16 protein-coding genes and 2 pseudogenes are annotated in these 22,726 nt (G+C 51.5%); all 18 read right to left on the reverse strand.

Annotation, left to right across the window (positions count from 1 at the left end; genetic code table 11):
• Positions 1-685 precede the first annotated feature (685 nt).
• The 18 genes and pseudogenes from NLK58_RS06125 to NLK58_RS06210 all read right to left on the reverse strand — a co-directional run bounded on the left by NLK58_RS06125 (position 686) and on the right by NLK58_RS06210 (position 22,719).
• Positions 686-1,075, reverse strand: a complete 390-nt coding sequence (locus NLK58_RS06125) for a hypothetical protein (RefSeq protein ID WP_341582307.1) — start codon at positions 1,073-1,075, stop codon at positions 686-688.
• A gap of 242 nt (positions 1,076-1,317) precedes the next feature.
• A pseudogene (locus NLK58_RS06130) lies at positions 1,318-2,747 on the reverse strand (IS66 family transposase).
• Positions 2,748-2,968: 221 nt separating this feature from the next.
• Positions 2,969-3,307: a hypothetical protein gene (locus NLK58_RS06135; RefSeq protein WP_341582308.1), complete on the reverse strand. Its 339-nt coding sequence runs from the start codon at positions 3,305-3,307 to the stop codon at positions 2,969-2,971.
• Between the two features lie 334 nt (positions 3,308-3,641).
• Positions 3,642-6,743: a glycosyltransferase gene (locus tag NLK58_RS06140; RefSeq protein WP_341582309.1), complete on the reverse strand. Its 3,102-nt coding sequence runs from the start codon at positions 6,741-6,743 to the stop codon at positions 3,642-3,644.
• A complete protein-coding gene (locus NLK58_RS06145; protein WP_341582310.1) occupies positions 6,744-7,100 on the reverse strand; it encodes a hypothetical protein in 357 nt (118 codons plus the stop codon). It abuts the gene before it with no gap.
• A gap of 148 nt (positions 7,101-7,248) precedes the next feature.
• Positions 7,249-9,132, reverse strand: a complete 1,884-nt coding sequence (locus NLK58_RS06150; protein WP_341582311.1) for a methyltransferase domain-containing protein — start codon at positions 9,130-9,132, stop codon at positions 7,249-7,251.
• A gap of 93 nt (positions 9,133-9,225) precedes the next feature.
• The gene (locus tag NLK58_RS06155; RefSeq protein ID WP_341582312.1) at positions 9,226-11,358 is read right to left on the reverse strand and encodes a hypothetical protein; all 2,133 of its coding nucleotides are present in this window, start codon (positions 11,356-11,358) and stop codon (positions 9,226-9,228) included.
• Positions 11,359-11,427: 69 nt separating this feature from the next.
• On the reverse strand, positions 11,428-12,864 hold the full coding sequence (locus NLK58_RS06160; RefSeq protein ID WP_341582313.1) for a mannose-1-phosphate guanylyltransferase/mannose-6-phosphate isomerase: 1,437 nt from the start codon (positions 12,862-12,864) through the stop codon (positions 11,428-11,430).
• A complete protein-coding gene (locus tag NLK58_RS06165) occupies positions 12,861-14,681 on the reverse strand; it encodes a glycosyltransferase (protein ID WP_341582314.1) in 1,821 nt (606 codons plus the stop codon). The genes NLK58_RS06160 and NLK58_RS06165 overlap by 4 nt, the downstream gene beginning before the upstream one ends.
• A 98-nt stretch (positions 14,682-14,779) precedes the next feature.
• A pseudogene (locus NLK58_RS06170) lies at positions 14,780-14,977 on the reverse strand (sugar phosphate nucleotidyltransferase); the annotation flags it as partial.
• A 66-nt stretch (positions 14,978-15,043) separates the two neighbouring features.
• Positions 15,044-15,577 carry a histidine phosphatase family protein gene (locus tag NLK58_RS06175; RefSeq protein WP_341582315.1) on the reverse strand — a complete coding sequence of 178 codons (534 nt, stop codon included), beginning with the start codon at positions 15,575-15,577 and terminating at the stop codon, positions 15,044-15,046.
• Between the two features lie 16 nt (positions 15,578-15,593).
• A complete protein-coding gene (locus NLK58_RS06180; RefSeq protein ID WP_341582316.1) occupies positions 15,594-16,583 on the reverse strand; it encodes a nucleotidyltransferase domain-containing protein in 990 nt (329 codons plus the stop codon).
• Positions 16,584-16,598: 15 nt separating this feature from the next.
• Positions 16,599-17,657 (reverse strand): HD domain-containing protein, encoded by a 1,059-nt coding sequence (locus NLK58_RS06185; protein ID WP_341582317.1) that lies wholly within the window; start codon positions 17,655-17,657, stop codon positions 16,599-16,601.
• Between the two features lie 222 nt (positions 17,658-17,879).
• On the reverse strand, positions 17,880-18,755 hold the full coding sequence (rfbD, locus tag NLK58_RS06190; RefSeq protein WP_341582318.1) for a dTDP-4-dehydrorhamnose reductase: 876 nt from the start codon (positions 18,753-18,755) through the stop codon (positions 17,880-17,882).
• A gap of 128 nt (positions 18,756-18,883) precedes the next feature.
• Positions 18,884-19,249, reverse strand: a complete 366-nt coding sequence (locus NLK58_RS06195) for a GxxExxY protein (protein ID WP_341582319.1) — start codon at positions 19,247-19,249, stop codon at positions 18,884-18,886.
• Between the two features lie 52 nt (positions 19,250-19,301).
• Positions 19,302-20,369 (reverse strand): dTDP-glucose 4,6-dehydratase, encoded by a 1,068-nt coding sequence (gene rfbB / locus NLK58_RS06200; RefSeq protein WP_341582320.1) that lies wholly within the window; start codon positions 20,367-20,369, stop codon positions 19,302-19,304.
• 38 nt (positions 20,370-20,407) lie between these two features.
• Positions 20,408-21,700 (reverse strand): glycosyltransferase family 4 protein, encoded by a 1,293-nt coding sequence (locus NLK58_RS06205; protein ID WP_341582321.1) that lies wholly within the window; start codon positions 21,698-21,700, stop codon positions 20,408-20,410.
• Complete coding sequence (locus tag NLK58_RS06210) at positions 21,637-22,719, reverse strand: hypothetical protein (RefSeq protein ID WP_341582322.1); 1,083 nt, start codon at positions 22,717-22,719, stop codon at positions 21,637-21,639. The genes NLK58_RS06205 and NLK58_RS06210 overlap by 64 nt, the downstream gene beginning before the upstream one ends.
• Between the last annotated feature and the right edge of the window lie 7 nt (positions 22,720-22,726).

Consider the following 22,726-nt stretch of genomic DNA (forward strand, 5'->3'; position numbering starts at 1 on the left):
GCTGTGGTTTTTCCTTAAGTTGATACCATTGTCCCAAGAGGACACTATTCTCTATATCTTCAGACTTCCTGCCTTTCCAGTTGCACGATCCACGGATATTTCTCAGAAAGAATCGATCACGAATTGCAGTTCCTGCCGCTTTCTCAATATGGAGAAACACAATACTCTTCATAGATAAGGCCCATTATTTTATAAACCGGAAAAATTAGTGAACACCTTAATCATCGTCACAACAGAAATAGTTTCAGCCAATTTTCAAATAAATAACAAAACTGTCAACCCCTGAACCTCTCTGAGCCACATACACTTTTGGTAGAAAGTCGGCTTTTTCCAGAGAGCTATTCGCAAGAATAGATTAAGAATCCCATTGGCGAAACCAAACGCCAAACCCGTTTTCCACACATACCAAGGAAATAGGCGCAAATCCCTTGCGTAGACCTGCCCCGATATTCACGAAGTAACGCAGCCATTCATAAAACCCTAAAACCAAAATACAGAAAAGCCAAACAAGAAACACTTAACCGTTTCTAGAAAAAATTATCCACAAAATATTTTAACTACAGAAGGATCAATATAAATTTGAAGTATGAGCACTAATATTTAATCAGAAAAAACATAACAATAAAAGCAGATAAAAATTCCGCATTTGCGATTAGATTTTTTTAGACCACGGCAGAGTAGTTAATTACCCGTACTGCCCAAACAGATAAACCGCGTCATTAAACATTTCTCCCACTTCTTCTTCAGTATAGAACCAAGCAATATATTTCTGCTGTTTATTGTTACCATAATATATTTCCTGCAACTTTTGCTTGGGCAGCTTCAGCTCATTCACAAACTGATCATGAAGAATAGACACTTTTTTTTCGGCAATAGAGTTGGATTTAGTTAAAGTAATCTCATCTAAGTTAGTAATATCCCGAAGTGATTGCTCCCAAGAACCAGATTTTTCTAAGCACAATACAAGCACATCTAGTTCATCGAAAATAACCTTGCAATGACCAGCACTATGATCGAAAGAATATAAATCGAAAAAGTTGTCATGAAACTCCTCTAATGGGTGCTTGGAAGTCAAAAACCGTCTATATTTTTAATGAGTCTTTTATATATGTCATCATAACAAATATCATCTATCGAAACACTGTCGCGAGCCACTAGATTCTCAAGTTGCTGAAACGTACCAGAGATTGCTCTCTTAAGCGGATCTCGGAAGCTTGAAATTATACTCGTTCGCGCCTCTTTATCTTTCCTTAGCTCGATGATGTCTCTGACGATGTTTTTCGTAACTATTCAGTTGCCTCCCCGTAAAAAGCCCTGTTAGCCCCGTTCCGGTGCCGACATAAAAGCCGGCTCACGCCCGGTAAACAGCTGCGTCAATACCTCGGAGGCACCCAGGTTCTGTTTCCGCGCCGTGGACAGAAGACTGCGCACACGACAGAAGATCAGGGCCCCCTCGAATGAGCGGAAGCAGCCGGAGATTTTCTGCTGCACCTTGAGCATGCGGATATCACGTTCGCCTTGGTTGTTCGTAAACGGAACCGTCGGATCGTCCAGGAAGCGAAGGACATCCGTCTCGTAGTCGCGCAGCCGCTCCAGCAGGTTGCGGGCCCGTGTGCGTTTGAGCCGACCGCGTTTGCCCTGCCGTTGGCTTTCATCCGGGGGCGGACACTCTTCTTCTGCTTTCTTGAGGCATTGCCGGTATGCCTTGCGCCAACCCTCCGCCTTGTCCGGCGGCAGGCTGCCACCGGCATTCTTGACCGCATCATTCATGGTGCGCAGCAGGGTCTGCATGCGCTGCGCCCAGGCCTGCTTGTCCTGTTCCCAGGCGCGCTGCAGTTCCCGCAGATGGTGGGCATTGCAGAGCGCATGCCCGCACTCATAGCGGTAGTACGGTTTCCAGTGGTCGTGACAGAGCACGCCGTGAAAGCGTGGCAGGATACCGATCTCCTCCATGGCCTCGTGGCCTCGCTGCGCATGGGGTGCCAACCAGGTCAGGCCGTCGTTGGAGGCACAGTGCAGCCAGTGGCGTTGACCACCGATGTTGATGCCGGTTTCATCGGCATGGATCAACTCCGACTCGGCCAGACGGTCCTTGACCCAGTGCTCGAAGCCCTCAGCTTTGTCGAAGGCTTCCTGATTGAAGTTGAACAGCGACCCCGCGCTCAGCGCAAGGCCGACCTGATCCTCGAAGTACTCGCGGATGCGTTCGTAGGGCAAGAGCTGGTACTGCGACAGATAAACCGCATGCGCCTTCAACCGGGGCCCATACTGCACCGGGCGGTCGACACCGGCCGGGAACGGCGCCACTATGCGCTGTCCCTGTTCGTTCTCCAGGATCTCGGCCTGGTACTCGGTGACGAAGCGGCTGATGTCCAGGTCGAAGACCGGCGCTTCTCGTAGCCGACCACTCGGAATTGGTTGCCCTGGGGCAGGGTGCGCCGGTCCACTTTCACGGTTCTGATCGCATCCGGCTCCTCGACCGGTTGCAGTGTCTTGCCAATACGACCAGGCTGCCCGCCCGGTTTGCGCTCGCCCTTGCTGCGGCTCTCCTTGGGCCGGTTCGGATCCTGGGAGGGCGGCTTGCTGCTGTTGCTACTATTGGCGCTGACCCGGCCGAGCAAGATCTGGATCAGCACCATCAGCAGCTCAATGGCCGCGCGCAGCGAAGGCGAGACCGCTGAATCGTCCTTGAGCTGTTGCCTGACATTCGCCAGGGCGGCGTCGACATCAATGTTGCTGATCTTCATGAACCGGGATTCCGTCGCTGGATGCCCCATTATCGCACGACTTTTTCAGGCCGGATTTTCCCTCCTGAGCAGGTTTGTGCGGGACTTTCCCTGTTGGCGACCTGCCCGGGGATGTCTGTCCGCTTAAAACACCACTGACGGGTTGACAGGCGACTTGAGCGCCCCTTTACCGCAACGTCCCGGGCGCGGCCGAAATTCCCGGGATTTGAGAAAAAACCCTGTCAAGCACTTTTTGAGAAAAAGTGAGCTGAATAGTTACTGTTTTTCTTTAATAATTCTGCTTTACCAATACTCTCGAATCCATTCGCTATACTGACGATCGACGCATTATTGTGATTGTGGAGCATCATGTTTAACACATCACTATAATCATTTTCCTGCGATAGCTGCTTTAGTATTGATGTGTATATTGACACTGTTCCAGTTTTCCCTGGCGCATAAATCAGATATTTCTTCCCAGACATAGGACCCCGATCCACACCACCTTCAAAATCTATCAATCTCTCTAGATACGACAAATCGTCGGAAGGCAGGATGTTACTTTCATTGGCCAATTTCATTCAACATCTCCAAGATTTTTAACTTTTCAACCAAAAAAAACGTACAACAAATTATTAAATAATCAGTCGCCTAAGAATATGGCTACGCATTAAGGTGGCTAGACAGTATAGAAAATTACACGTTCAGGAAACATGATGTTCTTCCAAACTATAGATTTGATGTCCATAGATTAAGGCTCAAGCTATTAGGACAGCATAGATTACTGCAGGCATTTTACGTCGTTGCTTAAAGCTAATTATTTGTAATATCTCTATAGCTAAGGGCGCATGGAAATTGAAGAACGTTTAATCTCGAGCCAATCTTTATGCGTCGCTAGGTCTTAACCAAATGTCGTCAAGTCGATGCTTTTGCCGCCTTTTGTACAAATCGCTTCTGTAGGCCAGAGGCGGTCCCGTCTGATCTTTGACTAAGCAATGCCGTTAACATCTCTTCCAAGCTTTGCTGCCACGTCAACCACGGCAAAGACTCTGATCGAGGATGCTTATTCTCACTGAGTAGCATTAACCACTGCTCCACAGCTTCTACCAGACGTTCTTCCGAACGAGCATCGGCAAAATAGTATGCGTAATCACCAGCGACCTCTCTGAATACAGGAATATCACGAGCAATAATTGGCAAGCCTTTCTGAGCGGCTTCGATCAGCGGCAATCCAAAACCCTCACCTTCACTGGCAGCAAGCAAGCAGCTGCAGGCGGCGTATACTTCCTCTAAATATTCGTCACTAATGCTTTCCAACCATAACAAACGATCGCCAAGTTCTGGGTGCGTCTCGATATAGTTGACCAGCTCGTCAACCAACCAACCCTTTTTGCCTACAAATACCAGGTTTACATCGGCGCCCTGATCCCACAAGCGGGTAAATGCCTCCAGAACCTGGCGATAACCCTTTCGAGGCTCAATGGTGCCCACCATTAAGAAGGATGGGCAGGAGCGAATACGGTTCAGAATATTGTGGGCGTTATCGGGAAGCCCCTTAGATGGCGCACTGTTGCCAATATCTGCGCCAAGGTGAAAATGGTCAATCCGGAAATGGTCGGCTACTTCGGCTTTGTGCATATCGCACCAGGTTTGCAACTCGTCGGCCACCGCGCGGCTTATGCAGAGTGCTCCGTGGCTTTTAGCCACCACTTTAAGCCAATCTTCGTGCCCCTTTTTGAACCCGGCAGGATAGTAGTCTTCAAACTGAATGGGTATGAGATCATAGACCACAAAATAGGTCGAAACGCCGGCGTCCATCATTCGCTGAAAAAGCCCCTGACGGCCTGCGTTGACCACATATCCGCCTGCTAAGTCGAGGCCCAAAAAGATATCGCCGGCACAGAACTCCACCGGCTCATCGGGCAAGTAGCTAATCGGTGCTCCCATAAAATCGAAGGTATAATCGCGGGCATAATAATACCCCCACTCGTCATCTATGATCTCCATAAACACCGGCTCAATACGGTAGCCCGCTGGAGGTGACTTGATCAGCTCCGTCAAGAAAGCTCTTACAACCCGTTGGATGCCCGTCTTGAAGTCGTCCCTGGCAACCACGGAAATGTCGACATACAGATTTTTAACTGGCTTTCCGAGACTATCTATATGTGAAAGTGCGGCTGCCAGATTCTTTTGTTGGTTTGTGGTTGATGGAAGGAGCGATTGCCGTACCAATTCGTTGACCACTGACTGCGCCCTGTTCGGGCTATAGCGGTATGCTTCCTCGATTGCTTCCCAGTACTGGCGAGCGCAAGCAGATGGTTCATGCTCCGTGTGCAAAAGCTGCGCAGCCGATTCACCCAACTGTTTCCGCTCGGACTCTTCGCTGGCGAGCTTTTTCAACGCCTCTGCGAGCTGCCAATCTTCAAACTCGTCGGGCAGCATCAATACAGTATCTTCAGGAATATCCGCCATAGACCCGTTAGCGTTAACGATGGTCGCGATGCCGTGATTCATACAGTCCAGTACAGCCGCGGACGTTTCCCCGCGTGACAAGGTGCGTAACTGAACAGCAACATCCGCAAGTTGGAGATATTCCTGATATTCATCCGCTTCAGTCCAACCAACGATCGTGATGTTGGCGCCATACTCGCCTGACTCCACTTTTTGCCGCATTGACTGGCCGTAATGGTCTGCTTCAGTATCGCCAACAAAGTAAAGTTTATGATGAGCGCTCTGGTCGAGGCCGGCCATTTTCCACGCCTCAAGTAACCGATGATTCTGTTTGGTAGGGCCGAGAAAACCGAAGCTCGCAACGACTATATCCTTCTTCCCCAACCCGTACTTAATTCGCAGATCCTTTTGTGCTTGGCTTGGCGCAATATCGCGAAGCAAAGGGATAATTTTGAATCCACGGCTATCTTGATACCACTGGTCCGCCAAACGGAGGGAATTTGGTGAATGAACAATCATCCCAACCGAATTATCGATCACACTTTTGCTGCATGGGTATTTGAAAACAGCGTCTTTGTCACCGGAACTCAAGCGTTCCTGCACACTGCGATAGCCATGGGCTCGATAGAGTTCGCGGTTCAATGATTGCTCGGCAATCTGGTGTGCTTCTCGATACCAGTTAATACCACTAAGAAAAAAGTCGTGAAGAACCACAACCCCCGGCACGGCTTCAAGAAGTTCAAACATGTCCGCATGTTGAGGATTGTTACCGAAATGATATAAAACTCTCTCATAATCACCCGCGCATCGGTAGAGTTCCGATAGCGGGAAAACGCGGCAATTATTTTTCACCCAACCTGGCGTTACGTCGTCTTGCGGCACAAAGACGTCGATCTGGTAATAACGAGCCAGATGCGGAATCAGTGATTCACTATAATCAGCAATACCGCTCTTTAGAGGTGGCAAGGGAGACACGTAAGCTAAACGGCGCTGGGGACTGTAATCCAGAGCCAAATTCGCAACAAACTCCTCCACCATCAGAGCGAGATTTTGCAGTAAGCTGGTATCGTATTGATTCTTTCGAGAGTGATTTTCTGACCCATTATCTAGAAACAGGGAACGCCATTCTGCGGGAGGCAACCACTCCCTCATCGGGTAACAAGCTACTGAAGTATTTTTTTCTCCTGTAACACCTATCAAAAAAGTCGGAACCACCTTCAAAAAAGATTCCGTTAACGGCGAAGGGGCTAAACTGGCTTTACGCTCTGGAATCGGAATAACAACCGCATCCGGCCGCAGCGATTTGATTACTGCCTCTTTTAAGGCTCTATTTAGCTTAGAACTATCACCCCCTTGACAAAAATCCATAGTCGGCCAGGCTAATATTTGCTCACGCGGCAAAAAATGCTCCAGCGCTCTTCTGAGCTGTTCGGCTTTATGCCCCGCGACGATGGCGAAAAGCTCATTTTTATCTGCTGTCTGAGATAATTGCTTTATGGGCTCCAATTCAGCTGAGAGTTGGCCATTGCTATCCTGAATCCACTCGAGATCGATAAGTATGCGCATTTAAACTTCTCCTCGAGCAACTACGGATTCTCTCATAGAGTTATATAATTTTTCTGCTTTTAACGTCATTGCTATTGGCTTAATACGCCCTTGGGCAACGGGCCGGGATGTCCCGATATTTAAATGGCGATTTTTAAATTCTTCAGATTGTTTCAGCTCATTGATAAGAGTTTTAAAACTTATTTTATCATGAAGAACTTTCATTAAATGATTTAAACTGGAGTCGTCCACTTCACGAAAAAGAAGAGCACGATAGGCCGCCCGTATCAGGTTCTTTTTATTTTCTTCTCGGAGCGTATTTATGGAAGCAAATTTTTCGGAAGACAAACCAACAAGGCCGGGCCTTTCATCAACCATGATTATTTCCTTATTACTCTAAGCTGTTTATTAATTATGCAGGGAATGCCGAACCAACCTTATCCAAAAAGCGTATCGACTGCAGCGAGATTCCAGCGAATTTGAATGACACCATTTCTGAACAGGCACAGGAGTTTTTGTGATTAATTCACTCGTCATTCTTCTTTAATACAGCTTTTTTTTGGAGCATTGAAGACAAGGAAATTCCATATTCTCGTTCCCAGCTTTTTTGCTCTGAAACGTTCGCTAGTTCATTAGAAGGCAACGAAACTTGTGCAATTACAGCGTAGTCCGGGCTGATTGCGCTCAGATAATCAATGGTGTCGAAGTGCTCTTTTTGGTGAATCGTCGGAGACTCTTGCAATCTGATTACTTTAACTCTCTCAAAACCGTAAAACTCTGGCACAAACGCTAACAGTCGCGGGGGCAAGGGATTCCGGTGCGTAGGATCCATGTAGAAGGTGCAGCTCCCAACCGTGATATTTTCAGGATTGGGTGTCTCCATGATCAGCAAGCCATCAGGCACCAGTACGCGTTTAGCCTCAGCGACTATGTCGCGAAGCATGTCAAACGGCAGGTGCTCCACAACGTGTATCAGGCTGACGCAAATACGGCTGGCATCTGCCTGCGCTCGCAGGTATGTAATCGCATCACCTTGTTCAACGCTCAGGCCAAGTGCATCGTCGCCTTGCAGCATCCCTGTGTTTTGATCGATGCCATGGCCGGCAATGTTCGCCTCTTTCAGAACTTCCAGCCATTCCCCTCGCCCACAACCAAGATCCAGAGCAGGCACACCAGGATTTCGCTCCGCGATGGGGCGTACGAAGGGTAGGTACACGCTGACTCGCTGTTTGATGTCCTTCCGAGTTCCCCGGAATTTGTCCTCAAGGGCTCGGTAAAAGCCATCGCCACCGATACCCGCCGATAGATTTTCTCCCCCAGATTTCAAGGCTATCTGATTATACCTGGTAGCCTCGACCAGCCTTTCCTCAAGTTCCGAGACTCGAGCTTCTGCTGCATTTTTTGCCTGGTGATTGAGATGGTTATGATGCCGGGCTTCGTCCCGCTGTTTAATCGCTTGTTCAAGCTGGCGCTTCAATTCATCGCGCTCTTTCGTCAGCGTCTCGCCTTTGTTCCATTCCTCATCTCGCTGGCGCAAATATTGGTCACGTTCTTGTGCTAACTGAGACGTTTTTTCTTGTTCACCAGCTAATGCTTGCTTATGCGCCTCCGCTTGTTGCTCTGTGAGCCGCTTTCTCTCCTCAAGTTCCTGATTGGAAGCGGAAAGTTGCTCATCGCACTTTACCAGCTGCTGTTTTATCTGGTCTCTTTCCCTGGTGCGATTTTCAAGCTCCGTCTCTGCCTCTCTCAACTTTTCAGAAACCTGATCTACCTCAAGTTTAACGTCCTGTTGGCGAGCCTCAAGCTCAAGCAACAGGGGATGGCGCTTAAGCACCTGAGCGTTGTCTGGAAGGGTCAGGTTCTCTGGTTTTGCGTTCGCAGGATATAAACTTGGAGGCACAACGACAGGCGATTGTCGCCGGTGCGCAGGCAGGACGATTACCGTATGCAAGCGGGCCAATAATCCACCGTCTTCAAGTGCTTGCAGGAGAGGATGGTTAGATTCGCCCACATCCATGAATAACAAATGGTCGCCAGTGTCTTTCTGCTTCTGGAGACACTGCCATAGGAGCCTATCAACCGGAGTAGTGGGCTGTTCCTCACTTTCGAGCGTGCGCAACCCGGGGTAAAGCTGCTGCGTGGCTTCATTAACCGGGACCAGGCCGTTCGCCCAGGGCAGGCTATAGCGGTAGAAAGTGCCAGTGCGCTCCTCAGTATCTGCCAGAGCATTCACAATATGAACATTCTCGAGCGCCCCCAGTGCCTCGTTCAGCATGTCGATGGCCCGTGAATCAGCTTCAATTAGCCACACGTGCTCTGCCAGAGCAAGGTACTCATCAACATTGGGCGCTTCCCCGCATCCCAAATGAATAAGCGACTGGTAGGGCTTGGTGTTTTTATTCTGAGACATCTCGCAGATCCCGTGTCATTTTATAGACGCTTCCGAGCACAGTTAGCAGTTTGGATACACCATCCTGAAAACAACGTAACTGAATTACATCGATCACTTCTTGGCTTTGTTCTTATGAATGCGCTTCATATCGGCCGCCAACTTTTGCCATTCTGCCCAGTCCCTGGAGATATGGCAGCCGGTTGCCTCCAATTCATTCAATAAGCCAGGAAGCTGCTCTACAAGAGAACCTATCAAATCCTGGTCCTCGATAGTTATCTGCTTCCAGGTTTTGGAATCCATGGCGTTGGGCAGTGCGAACCTCAGCTCCAGTTTTTTTCCGTGCTCGCTTTCGCTTTCTTCGAACCAGTTTTTAAGCAGTTGATCAGTCTGTTCCGGAATTTCCAGCTTGGGCTGTTCGCCAAATTCATTAGGCTTTACGCCTGCGCAAGAGAGACGGAACTGCCATTTGGGGGAGTATTGCTCGCCAAAGGTTGCCTCTGTCAGGGTAAACCAGAGGTGTTCATAGTCTGGATTGACCTGCTCTTTTTTTAACTGAACCGTTTCATAAGTCAAGGTGGGGGTAAAATTGACCTGCTTGCGGCTCCCGAGTCGTCCAAGTAGGCCTGTAGATGCTTGGGCTTGCTTCTCCGCCATTTCTTTTTGAAAGCTGAGCTTCCGATTCTCGGCTTTGAGCTTTTCTATTTCCTCTCTGCTCTGGTTATGCAAAAGGAAATAATGCTCCAGTTCTTCCTGTGTCTGGTTAAGTTGAAGAAGAATGTTTTCGTTGTGCTGAGTTGACTCTTCAAGCTGCTGCTCAACTTTTCTCAATTGTTCCACTTGAAGGGACAATTGTTCGTTCATTTGCCTCAACTTCTCGAGGTCGAGATCCGCTCGCTCTCTCGCTTCGCGGAGCTGACGATTCTCAGAGTTCGCAATCTGCAGTGCTTTTTCTCGCTCTGCCAACGTTTCAGCATCCCCTTCCAGCATGATAAAGCTAGCTTCAAGCTCTTCCTGTACCTCGTGTAGACGGTGCAGAAGCTGCTCGTTTTGCCGGATCGATTCTTCGAGTTGCTGCTCGTCCTGCAACCTCGCTTTGCGGAGCTCCTCATTCTCCGAGTTGGCACTTTGGAGCGCTTTTTCTCGTTCGGCCAACGCTTCGGCACTTTCCTGCTGTTTAATAAAGCTGGCTTCCAGTTCCTCCTGTACCTGGTGGATCTGCAGAAGCAGCATCTCTGTTTCAGCGAGTCGCTGCTCCTCCAGGTTGGCAAGTTCCTCAGAGGTGACAGTTGGCAGCGCTTTTGCCTCTTCAAGCTGTTTTTCCAGTTGCAGCTGGTTTTCAGTTGTTGCATCCAGCTGCTCCTGTACGTAGCGAAGCTTGGTCAGGAGCTGCTCATTCTCCCTGCGGAGTGTCTCAAGCGCTTTACGATCGCTTTCTGAAAGATCCCGGGCACAGCGTTGCTGGTAGTCCCTCAAGATAGAAACGAGAGAGAGATTGGCAGAACCCAGAATATTGCCGTCTGGGTCTGCCTGCGCGGCGGGCTCAGCCAGCGGGAATTGCGCGGCATGTAGCTCCTCACGCAAGGGGGTCAGCCCCTTGCCATGGTCTACCAGGCTTTTCTCGGCAATGTACTGGGCGAGCGTTATCGGAGCCTCTTGCCGGGAGTTACCGGCAAGAACCGGGAAGTAGGTTGACGACAAGTCTAGCTCTACTCCCCAGCGCCCCTCAAGCTTTTCCACAAAAGCTGAAGGGTTGGCGCGAGCCTGCCGGGCATTGACCAGCAAGCATCGCTCCGGATTATCCAGATAGAACGTCAGCATACGCTCATGCTGGTATCGCCATTCCTGGAGGCAAGCTTTCTCATCTACCTCTTCACCTTTCTCTCCGCTTCCCTCCAACAGGTTATGCGCGAGGTATTCCTGGGGGTCAGAGGTCAGAAGCAGGAAACACATTCCAGGCTCGAGTTCAGCCCAGAACTCGAGCGCATCGAGAGTCGCAGGATCTGACCAGCCCCATTGCGGCTGCTGAAAATTAGCCAACAGGAGGTCACCAGCTAACTGTTCCCATAAGCGACCAGGGGCTTGCTGCTTCCTCAGCAAGGGGCAAACGCGTGCATGCCAATCTTCCAGGCTGATGGTTGTCTCGCGCTCAATCGGTTTTGCCGATGCAAGGCCTCCCTGAAACAGGAGCTTGCTGACACTTTCGAAATCACGCCCAGGGGTACCGGTAATGCAGAGGGTTGTCATAAGCGGGTCTGTAGATAAAAGTGATGCACAGAGTGGAGGAAACGTGAAGTATCTTCGCTGGTTTGGAGCTTATTTCGCTCGCCCATACCCGTCTTCAAATCGGACAATGTCATCCTCGCCGAGATAGCTCCCTGATTGCACCTCAATGATATCCAGCGGCACCTTGCCAGGGTTCTCCAAACGGTGCGTTTCTCCCATCGGGATGAAGGTGGATTCATTTTCTCTGAGGAGAAACTCTTTTTCACCGCAGGTAACCAGCGCGGTACCGCTGGCGACAATCCAGTGCTCGGCACGGTGATAGTGCATCTGCAATGAGAGTTTCTCGCCCGGCTTTACCGTGATGCGCTTGACCTGGTGGCGCTCACCCATGTCGATGCCACGGTAAGAACCCCAGGGACGGTGAACGGTGGTATGCAGGTGGTGTTCGCCACGGCCTTCCCGCTTGAGTTGATCAACAAGATCTTTCACGCCCTGTGCATTATGACGATCAACCACCAGGACAGCGTCATCGGTAGCCACCACAATTACATCATCAAGCCCGGAAACGGCGACCATGGCGTGATCTGCATGCACATAGCTGTTTCGGGTATTGTGCAATAGCACGTCACCAGTGGCGACGTTTCCTTGCTCATCCTTCTCTTCGATATCCCACAGCGCAGACCAGGCACCAAGATCGCTCCAGCCCATATCGACGGGGACCACCGCTGCATTATCCGTCTGCTCCATTACCGCGTAATCTATCGAGTCCGATGGCGATGCGGAAAAGGCGGCTTCATCCAGGCGGCAGAAGTTTAAATCCTCATGGCTGTTTTCCAAAGCGGCGCGTGCAGCAGCCAGCATTTCAGGCTGGAACGCTTCCAGCGCGTTGATGTAGGTATCTGCTCTGAAGAGGAATATGCCGCTGTTCCAGGCATAGTCGCCAGATTCAAGGTACTGCTCTGCTGTTTTCAGGTCCGGCTTTTCAACAAAGCGTGTTACCTCAAAAACACCATTTATGTCTCCTGCCCACGGCTGCCCTCTCTGGATATAGCCGTAGCCGGTTTCAGGTTGGGTCGGCGTAATACCAAAGGTTACCAGGGCGCCTCCAGCGGCTGCTTCTGCGGCTGCCTGAACTGCCTCGTGAAAGCTTGCCTCGTCAAGAATGACGTGATCGGAGGGCATAACCAGCATCAAAGCATCCGCTTGCTTCTCGCTCAGTCTGAGAGCTGCTGCTGCAACCGCGGGTGCTGTGTTACGCGCAACCGGTTCAAGAATGATGCCGTCCGGCTCGATCGCAACTTGCCGCAGCTGTTCGGCAAGAATGAATCGGTGCTCTTCGTTACAGACCAACAGTGGATTCGAGAAATTTTTCCGCTGAACACGCTTGGCAGTAGCCTGCAGCATCGTAATGCCGTCGTCACCGTGCAATGCCAGAAATTGTTTGGGATAACCCGCACGCGACATCGGCCATAACCTGCTACCAGACCCACCTGACAAGATCACCGGATGAATAGAACTGTTGATCATTTAGAAAACTCTCCTTTTTCTGGCACTGGCTGCGCAATAGCCTGCAGCCTTTGTTTAAATATTTCTCCGCAACTCTCGGGAGAAAAGCGATCGGTATAGTATTGAACAGGTACTTCAGACCGCCCCTTACTTAATTGATGTTTCATTAACTGTGCAGCCTGTTCTGTGTCTGGCTCAGCCCAGTGCTGACCTTCGCCGTAGAAGTAATCGTTCTTGCCAAGCTCAATTAACGAAAAATCGACACATTGAGTCGGTGGCTGACAAAACTCCATATTGCCGGAATAACCCGTGGCAATGAGCGGTAAACCCAGCAATTGCGCTTCTGCCAGTCCTCTTCCAAAGCCTTCGCTGCGGTGCAGCGAAACATAGCAGTCACAGTTCCGATATAAGGCCAATACCTCAGGCCGCCTTAATTCGGTGGTCACCAGATGGATGCGTGGATCATTGTCGATCAACTCTTCCAGCTCTACCCACTCTGGGCTCTGGGGCTTGAGGTGGCTGATTTTTAGTACGAGCCCTGCCTCTTCAGCATCTTTGCCTTCTGCAGCAAGCTTGAAGGCCTTGATAACCGCGTGCGGGTTTTTTCTTGTTGGGCGGGAGTTCATATCGAATGAGAAGACGAAAAGGTATGCATCATCCGGCAAGATCCAATGGCTGCGGGGCAACGGGGCCACTTTCCCAACAACAACTGGAAGCCGAATTGGCACAACCGGCACCGGCGCTTTAGCGTATGCGTCGGCCGTATAGTGGCTAACCCCCCAGATTTCATCAACCAGGGACCAGGTGTGGTGCCATGCCTCTGGCCATGCCGGCAGCTCCCAGGGCCAGAGGCCAATAGTGTAGTGGTGAGCAAGAACGTGGCTGCCCCTCTCGCAGATATAACGGCACATTTCGATGCCGGTCATGCAGAAAACATTAACGCTGTACTTTGGCTCGGAAACGACCCAATCATCGACACTGGCATCTTTCTGACTGACATCCTTGCCCAGCTCAATGTTAATGATACAAAACGGAATACCGGCGGATTGCAGTGCCAGTGCAAGCATGCGCACATCTTCGCCAATGCCCAGCTCGCCCTTTGCATAGCCGTAAAGATTGACGCCAAATGGCCCGGTTACTGATTTAACACTTTTGTGTTGCGCCGCCTTTTCATTAATCTTCTTTGCAACTTTCGTTACCTGTGCGGTACCCGGTGGTGCGGACTTCTTCCGGATGACACTCAGCAACCGGTTACTGCTTACCGGCAACAAAGAAGCCAGGTACTGAATAAGCATGCCGGGCTTTTCCACCGCCACCGAATCGGGGCAACTTTCGGGTTGGTGGTTCCCCCAGGCTGCTTCGATGTCCTTGCAGTTTTCCTCTATGGTTTTGAGGCTTGGCTGATCGTCATCAGGAAGGCTGATGTGATCTTTAAACGCCTCGAAATTCGCGAAATTGGATTCCAGCGCCTTGATCTGCCAGTTCTGCACATTTCCCAGGCTCAGAAGCTGGCGCCCCTCCCGGAAGTACCATCGGGCAGCGCGATGTCTGAGCTTGCCGTTCGCCTGGATTTGAGCATCCCAATACTTAGCCCTATGAAGACCGGCCAGATACATTCCTACGGTGAAAGTTCCATTCCACTTATCATCCCTACTGGCTGGTAGTCTCACAGGTTTCTGCAACTCACGGTTCCACTCTTCGATTTCCGTCAGAATTCGACACTCTCGGCGCCCGATTGCGGTGCACCAGGCCAGGAACGCGAGATAGTCTGTTCTCTGATTATTATGGAGTGGAAACTTTTTTTGAAGATTGGGGCGCAGTAACCAAATGGCCAGCATGCCGCCATATATCCGGGTCGGGAGATTAAAGTTTATATCGACCGGTTTGTGGTAAGGATGCATCGAAGAGCTCACGCCAGTAGCTCGATCAGGTATTGGCCATATTGGGTTTTGTATAGCTGTTGCTCTTCGGGTGTGGTGATGATCAATATATCCCTGATTCCCGCAAGCATTAGCACGGAAATGGGATAATAGATCATTGGCTTGTCGTAAATCGGCAGGAGTTGCTTGGATACGCCATGGGTGATGGGGTGCAGCCGGGTGCCGGAGCCGCCGGCGAGGATGATGCCTTTCATTCGTTTAATACCTTTTTTGCCACTAAATCCACTAAAGGACACGAAAAAAGAAATAAGATGCGATTTTTAGTGGTTTTGCTGATTTTGGGTCAGTTGGGGGGGGGTAATGGTTACGAATTCTGCGTTGCTGAGTGTTGATTTGTCCGGATCTGGGGTGTAGCCGTAGCTGCTGACCAAGCACCGGTATATGCCGGAGTGGGAGATGATCAGCGTGTCACTCTTCGTTTCGTCAATATGGCGTATAGGTGCTAATCGGGTAAAGAGTTCGGCCATGGTCTCTGTGGTCAGGTCGTTTTCAATCGCAGCTCTATTCGCCGGTGTTTTTTTCAGGCCTTCGAAGCGGCCGTAATCTCGTTCTATCAGCCAATCCGCCACCTTGACGGGCGGGTTGTCTGGATGACGGTTGGCGATTATGGTGGCTGTATCCTGTGCCCTGCTGAGCGGGCTGGTGATAATTTGGCCCAGAGACATTTGGGCAAGCCTTTCAGCGGTTTGTTGTGCCTGGGCGACTCCTGCGGCATTGAGGGGTTGATCCAGCCGCCCCATCCAAAGGCTATGTCTGTTGTAGTCCGTTTCGCCATGTCTCAAGAAGTAGATCATGGTTTGATCGCTGCCCTCAGAAAATCAGGGCGTGGTGTATTTCGTGGTCGGCCGTATACTTTGATTTAAGCCAACCCGCCAGGGTTTCCGAAAGTTCGATGCCCTTTTCACGAAGCTCGTTATACCTTTGGCACTGGGCCCGATTTTCTTTTTGCAGCACTTTTAGCTGTTCCCTGGTTCGCGGTTCTGATATTACGGCAAGAAAGTACTCATACAGTTCCAACACTTGCCTGGTTTCTGGTTGGTTTGGGGCAGCCTGATAGATCCGTTCCAGGCCCTGGCAATCAAACCAGTCACCGATTTTTTCCAGTTTGTCGGTAATAGGCAGGCCGGTGGTTTCGGCTACCGCGACAATGCCGCCGAAATAGAGAATCTTGCGGGAGAATCTCAGTTTTACCTGCCTTAGCCCCCACCCTTGCTGCTGGGCACTGACTTTGTGCTCGAAATCTGTGGTTATGGTGCGATAGTAGCGGATGATGTCGTTTAACAGAAAACGCGAGAGCCGCCCGTCTGTATCCGTTTCTTTGATGTAGCAATTCAGTAATTCCCTGCGGTACTGCTGAAAGCGCCCTTCACCATAAAGCCAGGTACCCTCAAGCAGGAACAGCAGCCTGCGGGTAATGTGGTAATTGGTGTCTTCCGTTCCGCCTATCTTGCTAAGAATATCTGCAAATCTTACACATGCCCTACTGCCGAAAGTGCCAGTTTCGCCCGTGCTGTTTGGTACATATTGATCAACCACCTTCTCCACTGCGACGAGTTCCGCCGGTATGGCATCTTCCGCATCGCGATCAGAATCGAAGAGGATGTAGAGGTCCAGGTCCGAAGCGCTGGAGGCCTCTCCTCGCCCATAAGAGCCCACTGCTACTATGGTGATCTTGCCTTTGTAGTCACTGGGCTCCAGCTTGTCAGCCAGAGCTTTTCTGATTAATTCAAGCCGTTCTGCGGTATAAGCTCTGGCGGCTTTAAGTTTTGGGTAATCGGTAAGGATTTTTTCGTATGCCATTGGCGTCCGTGCTTGTTATTCAACGAGAGAAATCTGAATCGGCCATTCTTCGAGCTTTTGTATTGCTGGCAGCGTTACGGAAGCTCCCTGCTTGGCACAACGGTATCTTGCCAAGCCACGCTTTTCGATATCGAGGTAGTAGGAGCGTGTGGTGTACCGAACTTGCCGGCCCGACAGCCAACTTACTTTCAGCGATTTTCTGTTAATTTTTTTTAGATTTTCAAACAACCCGGCATACTGCTTTCGCCAGAGGTTTTCTGAGCTGAACATGTCTTTTTCCGCAAACTCTGCGCGCTCTTGTTCAAAGTAAAGCTGAGAGAGTTTGTCGGCCAGCAGGCCTTGGGTGCTGGTGATCAGGTTGGTATAAACCCGATGCTTCATGGTCCAGAAATAATCCAGGTCTTTCAGGCCTGTGTTCATGCCTGAAAGAAACGATGCTTCGGCTAACCTAACTCGTTGGCGGTTAAGATGAACCGCGATGCCGGGCTCAATCAGGCGGTAGGTTCGTGTGATGCCCTCAATGGTATCTATGTTGATAGGGCTCGCAAACAGATCGCCGCCATCTACATATCGGGCCCGCTGGTCGATCAGAGAAATCAAGAAAGGAATATCAGAATGTACTTCCAGCCAGTTATGTAAGGTTTCGCCCAGTTCATTCTGGCCTTTCAGAATTTTTTCTCCGGCCAGGTGGTGGCCGTAGCCAATGTGTTTTTTGATAAATGGCTCGGCACTGTGTGACAGTGGCGGGTGCCCAATGTCATGGAGCAGCCCGGCAAGGATCAGGTGCCTGCTTAGCTCGCGGCTATATCCCCGCTTAACCGCAACGAAGTTAGCCAGTGCCGCGACATTCAGCGAGTGGTCTGCCCTGCTGCCTGTGCGTTGTTTTGGGCTGCGGGCAGCGTAGTCCAGTGCGCCCAGGAATGAGATATCTTGCAGCCGTTGAAATGCGGCACTGGTCAGTACCGGCGCAAAGAATGGATCGCGCTCGATCTGTACTCGCCAGAATTGCAGGGCATCTTGCTGCCACCGCTCTGCTTCAGGCTCTGGTATATGAGAAAGGCCAGGCTGTTTCATAGTCTCGTGGTGCCTTTCTGGACCGTTGAATGGCTGTCTCAGTTAGACTATCCCCATTTTAGGCTACTTTGAGGGCGAAGATACACCGTCTTCTCCCATGAGCTCCATGAAGAGTTGTATCTGTTCTTCTGCTTTTCTAAGCTCTTTGTCCATGAGTTTGCCAATTGCTGAGCGGGCTTACGCCTAATGTTACTGTCATTCTGATGTTGCTCCGAGACTTGATTACGCTTCTTCCAGATATTCGCCGAGTGTTAACTGCAACTGACTCTGCCAGTCTGGCATCTGGATGTTGAGGGCGGTTTCCAGTTTAGAGAGTTCCATTCTGGAGTTCAGCGGGCGTTTGGCCGGCGTTGGGTAGTCGCTTGTGGGGATCGCGTGCGCATTTTCCGGGCCCATGGTGAGTTGTTCACCGTGCGCTTTGGCCAAGTGGAAGATTTCCTGCGCGAAGCCTTGCCAGCTGGTTTCACCCGCCGGGGCAAGATGGTAGAGCCCCGCTGGTATGTTGCTGTGGACAGCCAGGGCGGTTATCTGTGCAATCAGCCGTGCCGGTGTTGGCGCGCCGACCTGGTCTGCGACTATATTCAGCTCGGTTTTGCTTTTGGCCAGCCGCAACATGGTTTTCATAAAGTTGTTGCCGCGGGCACTGTAGACCCAGCTGGTGCGGAAGATGAAGTGTTCGGCGCCGCTGCGCTGGATGGCCTGATCCCCTTCAAGTTTCGTTTGGCCGTATACGCTCAGGGGACCGGTTTCGCTGGTTTCCTGCCAGGGTTCGGTGCCGTTGCCTGGGTAAACGTAATCGGAGCTGTAGTGCACCAGGAAAGCACCCTGCTCAAGGGCAAACCTGGCCAACTGCTCGGGCAGGCCCGCATTTAGGCGGTAAGCTTCTTCCTGATGTTCTTCGGCGGCATCTACTGCGGTCCAGGCGGCGGCGTTGACGATGAGGTCTGGTTGATGTTGCTCGAGGTAATCGGCAACTGCCTGCGGGTTCATCAGGTCCACTTCCGCTCTTGTCGGTGCTGTGATGGAGCCCAGTGGGGCCAGGGTTCGGTGGAGTTCGAACCCCACCTGGCCGGTTTTGCCTAGGAGGAGGATTTTCAATCTAAAACACCTTTTTTGGGGCCACGGACGCTCACGGACTCACACGGACACAATACGAATTAATGAATAGATATGTTTTTCAAAAGCCTTCTTGGTCTTTGTCCGTGTAAGTCCGAGAGTGTCCGTGGCTAAACAACAATTCTTTTTATGAACGCTTTCGGGTATGTGAAGTTAACAAGTATGCCTACGGATTTTCCGGTTGCTCTCAAATAGTTGATGAGCTGGGGCTCGGCCGACAGGGGCAGCCGTTGTTGTGCTTTTAGCTCGAGAATCACCGTGTTATTCACCAACAAATCCAGCCGATGCTCGCCTACCAGCTGGCCTTTATAAGTTATGTTGACCGGCACCTCAGTTTGAACCTCCAGCCCCCGTTGCTGTAACTCAAGCTCGAGTGCCCTCTGATATACGCCCTCAAGAAAACCAGGACCCAGAACTTTATTAACTTCAAAAATCGCCCCACGTATCCTGTAGGTGAGGTCTTCTTCCTTGATCATTTGTCTCTCTTTCGTCCGTGAACATCCGTGAGTGTCGGTGGCCAAAACGTCTTTAAGCAGTTACCCCCAGACGCTCACCCTGGTAACTGCCATCTTGCACTCGTTTCCACCAGGTTTCATTGTCCAGATACCACTGGATGGTTTTGCGTAGGCCGGTTTTGAAGGTTTCCTGGGGCGTCCAACCCAGGTCGTTTTCGATTTTGCTCGCGTCTATGGCGTAGCGCAGGTCGTGGCCCGGGCGGTCTTTTACGAAGGTGATCTGGTCACGGTAGCTGGTATGTTTGGGCACCAGTTCCTGGAGGATGTCGCAGATGGTTTCTACCACTTCCAGGTTTTTCTTTTCGTTGTGGCCGCCAATGTTGTAGGTCTCGCCAATTCCGCCTTGCTGGGCCACCAGTATCAACGCGCGGGCGTGGTCCTCTACGTAGAGCCAGTCTCGGATCTGGCTGCCATCGCCATATACGGGGAGTGGTTTACCCGCCAAGGCGTTGAGGATCACCAAGGGAATCAGTTTTTCCGGGAAGTGATAGGGGCCGTAGTTGTTGCTGCAATTGGTAACCAGCGTTGGCATGCCGTAGGTGCGTTGCCAGGCTCTTACAAGGTGATCAGAGCTGGCTTTGCTGGCGCTGTAGGGGCTGCTTGGGGCGTACGAGGTGGTTTCAGTAAAGAGCTCGTCAGTATTCTCGAGATCGCCGTAAACTTCATCGGTGCTTATGTGGTGGAAACGGAAGCTTTTAGATTTTTCCGGATTGGTTTCTTGCAGGGCTTTCCAATAACCGCGCGCAGCTTCCAGCAGTGTATAGGTGCCGATGATGTTGGTTTCCATGAAGGCGGCGGGGCCATCGATGGAGCGGTCTACGTGGCTTTCGGCAGCCAGGTGCATCACGATGTCTGGTTTATGGAGGTTGAACGCTCCTGCCATGGCCTCGGCATCACAGATATCCGCCTGGATGAAGTGGTAGCGAGGGCTATCTGCAACACTGGCCAGAGATTCCAGGTTGCCGGCATAGGTGAGCTTGTCCACGTTCACTACATTGTGATCGGTGTTCTCGAGAAGTTCACGAACAACGGCAGAGCCGATGAAACCGGCACCGCCGGTAATCAGGAAGGTTTTAGGCATGGGTCTGTTGTCAGTCTTGGTGGTGAAGAGATTGGATTCTATCGCCAGGAGTCTGCCTGGAGGCGCCCGTTAACAGGCTCTGGTTCGCTGTGTTCAACGCCCGCTTCGCGAATGGCAATGCCAATATCACGGAGAATGCGGCGGTTGATCTTGCGTACGTCAAAGTGGTCCTGGGCGAAGTTGAAACTTGCCAGGCCCATGGAACGAACGAGTTCGGGCTCCCTCAGGAACTTCAGCATGGCTTCTTCCAGGGCCTCCTGATCGTGAGGAGGCACCAGGAAACCATTCACACCATCTTTAACAGTTCTTCGGCAGCCCGGTACATCGGTTGTGATCACCGGGCGGCCCATGGCGAGAGCTTCCTGGGTGCTGCGCGGTACGCCCTCACGATAGTAGCTGGGCAGAACAAACACACTGCTCGCGGCAAGCCAGGGGGTTACATCCTTTACTGCGCCCGGGTAGCGGACTACGCCCTCGCTGACCAGCTCTTTTAACTCGGCTTTATCAACCGCCCCCGGCTTGGCATCGGGCGCACCCAACAGAATGAATTCAGCCTGAGGGTATCGCTTGCCAAGGGCTTTGGCGGCATCCACAAAATAGCGTACGCCTTTTTCATGCAGCAGGCGGGCAACAAAGATGAAGCGAATGGTCTCGGTGACCGGCGGGCAGAAGTAGTAGCGTTCAAGGCAAACGCCAATACCGCCCAACACTTCCGGTTCCGGCCGGATTACGCCAAAACTTTGCAGGTCTTCTTTGTCGCCCTCGTTCAGCACATACAGCTTGTGGGCCATAGGCAAGCTGAAACGGAACAGTCCTGCCATCACTCTGCGAATCAGGCGCTTTCGCAGCCTGTCTCCTCTCGGGCTCACCGTGAATATCCGGCCAAGGCCCTCAATCTTGGCGATTCGCCTGGGCACACCCGCCATACGAGCGGCCAGGGTGCCGTAGATGGCCGGTTTGGAAAAGTAACAATAGCTCAGTGAAATCCGATGGCGGACAAACAGTTTACGCAAATGCCAGACGGCCATCAGGTCGCTGACGGGGTTGGTGCCAAGCTGGCTCATGCGGTAGTGCACCGGATGCGCCCCCATATCGCGAATGGCCTGTTCGGTTTCCGGGCAATAATCGGTAGCGAAGGCATAGACTTGATGGCCTGCTGCGACCATGTCTCGAATGAGTTCACCCCGGAAGCCCAACATGGTATCCACCAGGGTGCCGACTATCGCGATGTGCTCTGAGGAACCTTGGGATTCAGCACCTAGTGTTACTACGTTTTGCCCCAGACCACGTTGATTGCCTTGCGTGTCTGTTTTTTTATCACTGCTCGCCATGAGGACGGACTTCCTCGCCATTGTTGCAGTACATCCAGGATCTGTTCCGGCGATACATAGTTCCCCGTTTGCCGGCTTACATAAAACGGGTACTGGATCAGGGTTGCATGCGCCAGTTCTGTCAAGCTCAGAACGCGTTGCCGGCGTTCGCACGCCAGTTTGTCTGTTGTCAGGCCCCAACCCGCATAAAAGGGTAGCCCGTAACAGATGACACGTTTGTTACGGATCAGTGCTTCAAACCCGGTCAGTGAGGTCATGGTATGCACTTCGTCCACCTGGGCGAGGAGTGCATCCATTGCCGCCTCGGTGACCACTTCATCGCACCAGGCCGGTGCGCTTGCTTCCTTTTCTCCCGCTTTGCGGGCACCGGCCACCACATCCGGGTGGGGTTTGTAGATTATCCATGCGTCGGGATTGGCTTCCCTGACCTGGCTCAAAAGAGCCATATTCGTTCTGATTTCCGGCGACCCGAATCGTATGGAGGCATCACTCTCCACCTGGCCTGGCACCAAAATGACTCGCACTTTCCCCTCAGGACGCTGCCAACCGGAATACCCGGTGTTGTATTTGGTGATGCCGGCTTCCTGAATTTTATCTAGCAGGTTCTGTGCCCGCTCTTGCTCCTGTTCGTTAAACACGTGGGTGTTCAGGAGGTTTTCAAGGCGGGAAGGCCCCTCGGCATCGAAATAAAGGTGGTCGAAGTCTGCCACCCAGGACAGCGGCCGGGCAAATTCGGCGCCCAGGCCCACGGACCTGAGGAATCCATCTTCCAGTCGGATGGTTATGCTGCCGTCGGGAAGTCCCGCTATCTTCCGGCTTCCCCAGACAAGCACCACGGCTCCCCCGGGGATCCTGCCCGGATGTCTTACGTGGCGAATCTTCACTCCCTGAACAAAACTCGCCAGCGCCGGCCGCCAGTGGGGATTGAAACCAAAAGCGACAACCGGTCTCCCCTCGATGCCATGCTCGTGGGCAAACTGCTGCCAGTTATTGGGAGTGTCAGGCCGGTTCTGCGCCATCTATCTG

It is taken from the genome of Marinobacter metalliresistant (assembly GCF_038098645.1).
In the GTDB taxonomy this organism is placed as follows: domain Bacteria; phylum Pseudomonadota; class Gammaproteobacteria; order Pseudomonadales; family Oleiphilaceae; genus Marinobacter; species Marinobacter metalliresistant.

Excerpts from the sequence above, each read along its gene's own strand:
- NLK58_RS06135 (WP_341582308.1), bottom strand. The coding sequence starts at position 3,307 with ATGAAATTGGCCAATGAAAGTAACATCCTGCCTTCCGACGATTTGTCG.
- NLK58_RS06140 (WP_341582309.1), bottom strand. The coding sequence starts at position 6,743 with ATGCGCATACTTATCGATCTCGAGTGGATTCAGGATAGCAATGGCCAA.
- NLK58_RS06145 (WP_341582310.1), bottom strand. The coding sequence starts at position 7,100 with ATGGTTGATGAAAGGCCCGGCCTTGTTGGTTTGTCTTCCGAAAAATTT.
- NLK58_RS06150 (WP_341582311.1), bottom strand. The coding sequence starts at position 9,132 with ATGTCTCAGAATAAAAACACCAAGCCCTACCAGTCGCTTATTCATTTG.
- NLK58_RS06155 (WP_341582312.1), bottom strand. The coding sequence starts at position 11,358 with ATGACAACCCTCTGCATTACCGGTACCCCTGGGCGTGATTTCGAAAGT.
- NLK58_RS06160 (WP_341582313.1), bottom strand. The coding sequence starts at position 12,864 with ATGATCAACAGTTCTATTCATCCGGTGATCTTGTCAGGTGGGTCTGGT.
- NLK58_RS06165 (WP_341582314.1), bottom strand. The coding sequence starts at position 14,681 with ATGCTGGCCATTTGGTTACTGCGCCCCAATCTTCAAAAAAAGTTTCCA.
- NLK58_RS06175 (WP_341582315.1), bottom strand. The coding sequence starts at position 15,577 with ATGATCTACTTCTTGAGACATGGCGAAACGGACTACAACAGACATAGC.
- NLK58_RS06180 (WP_341582316.1), bottom strand. The coding sequence starts at position 16,583 with ATGGCATACGAAAAAATCCTTACCGATTACCCAAAACTTAAAGCCGCC.
- NLK58_RS06185 (WP_341582317.1), bottom strand. The coding sequence starts at position 17,657 with ATGAAACAGCCTGGCCTTTCTCATATACCAGAGCCTGAAGCAGAGCGG.
- NLK58_RS06195 (WP_341582319.1), bottom strand. The coding sequence starts at position 19,249 with ATGATCAAGGAAGAAGACCTCACCTACAGGATACGTGGGGCGATTTTT.
- rfbB (WP_341582320.1), bottom strand. The coding sequence starts at position 20,369 with ATGCCTAAAACCTTCCTGATTACCGGCGGTGCCGGTTTCATCGGCTCT.
- NLK58_RS06205 (WP_341582321.1), bottom strand. The coding sequence starts at position 21,700 with ATGGCGAGCAGTGATAAAAAAACAGACACGCAAGGCAATCAACGTGGT.
- NLK58_RS06210 (WP_341582322.1), bottom strand. The coding sequence starts at position 22,719 with ATGGCGCAGAACCGGCCTGACACTCCCAATAACTGGCAGCAGTTTGCC.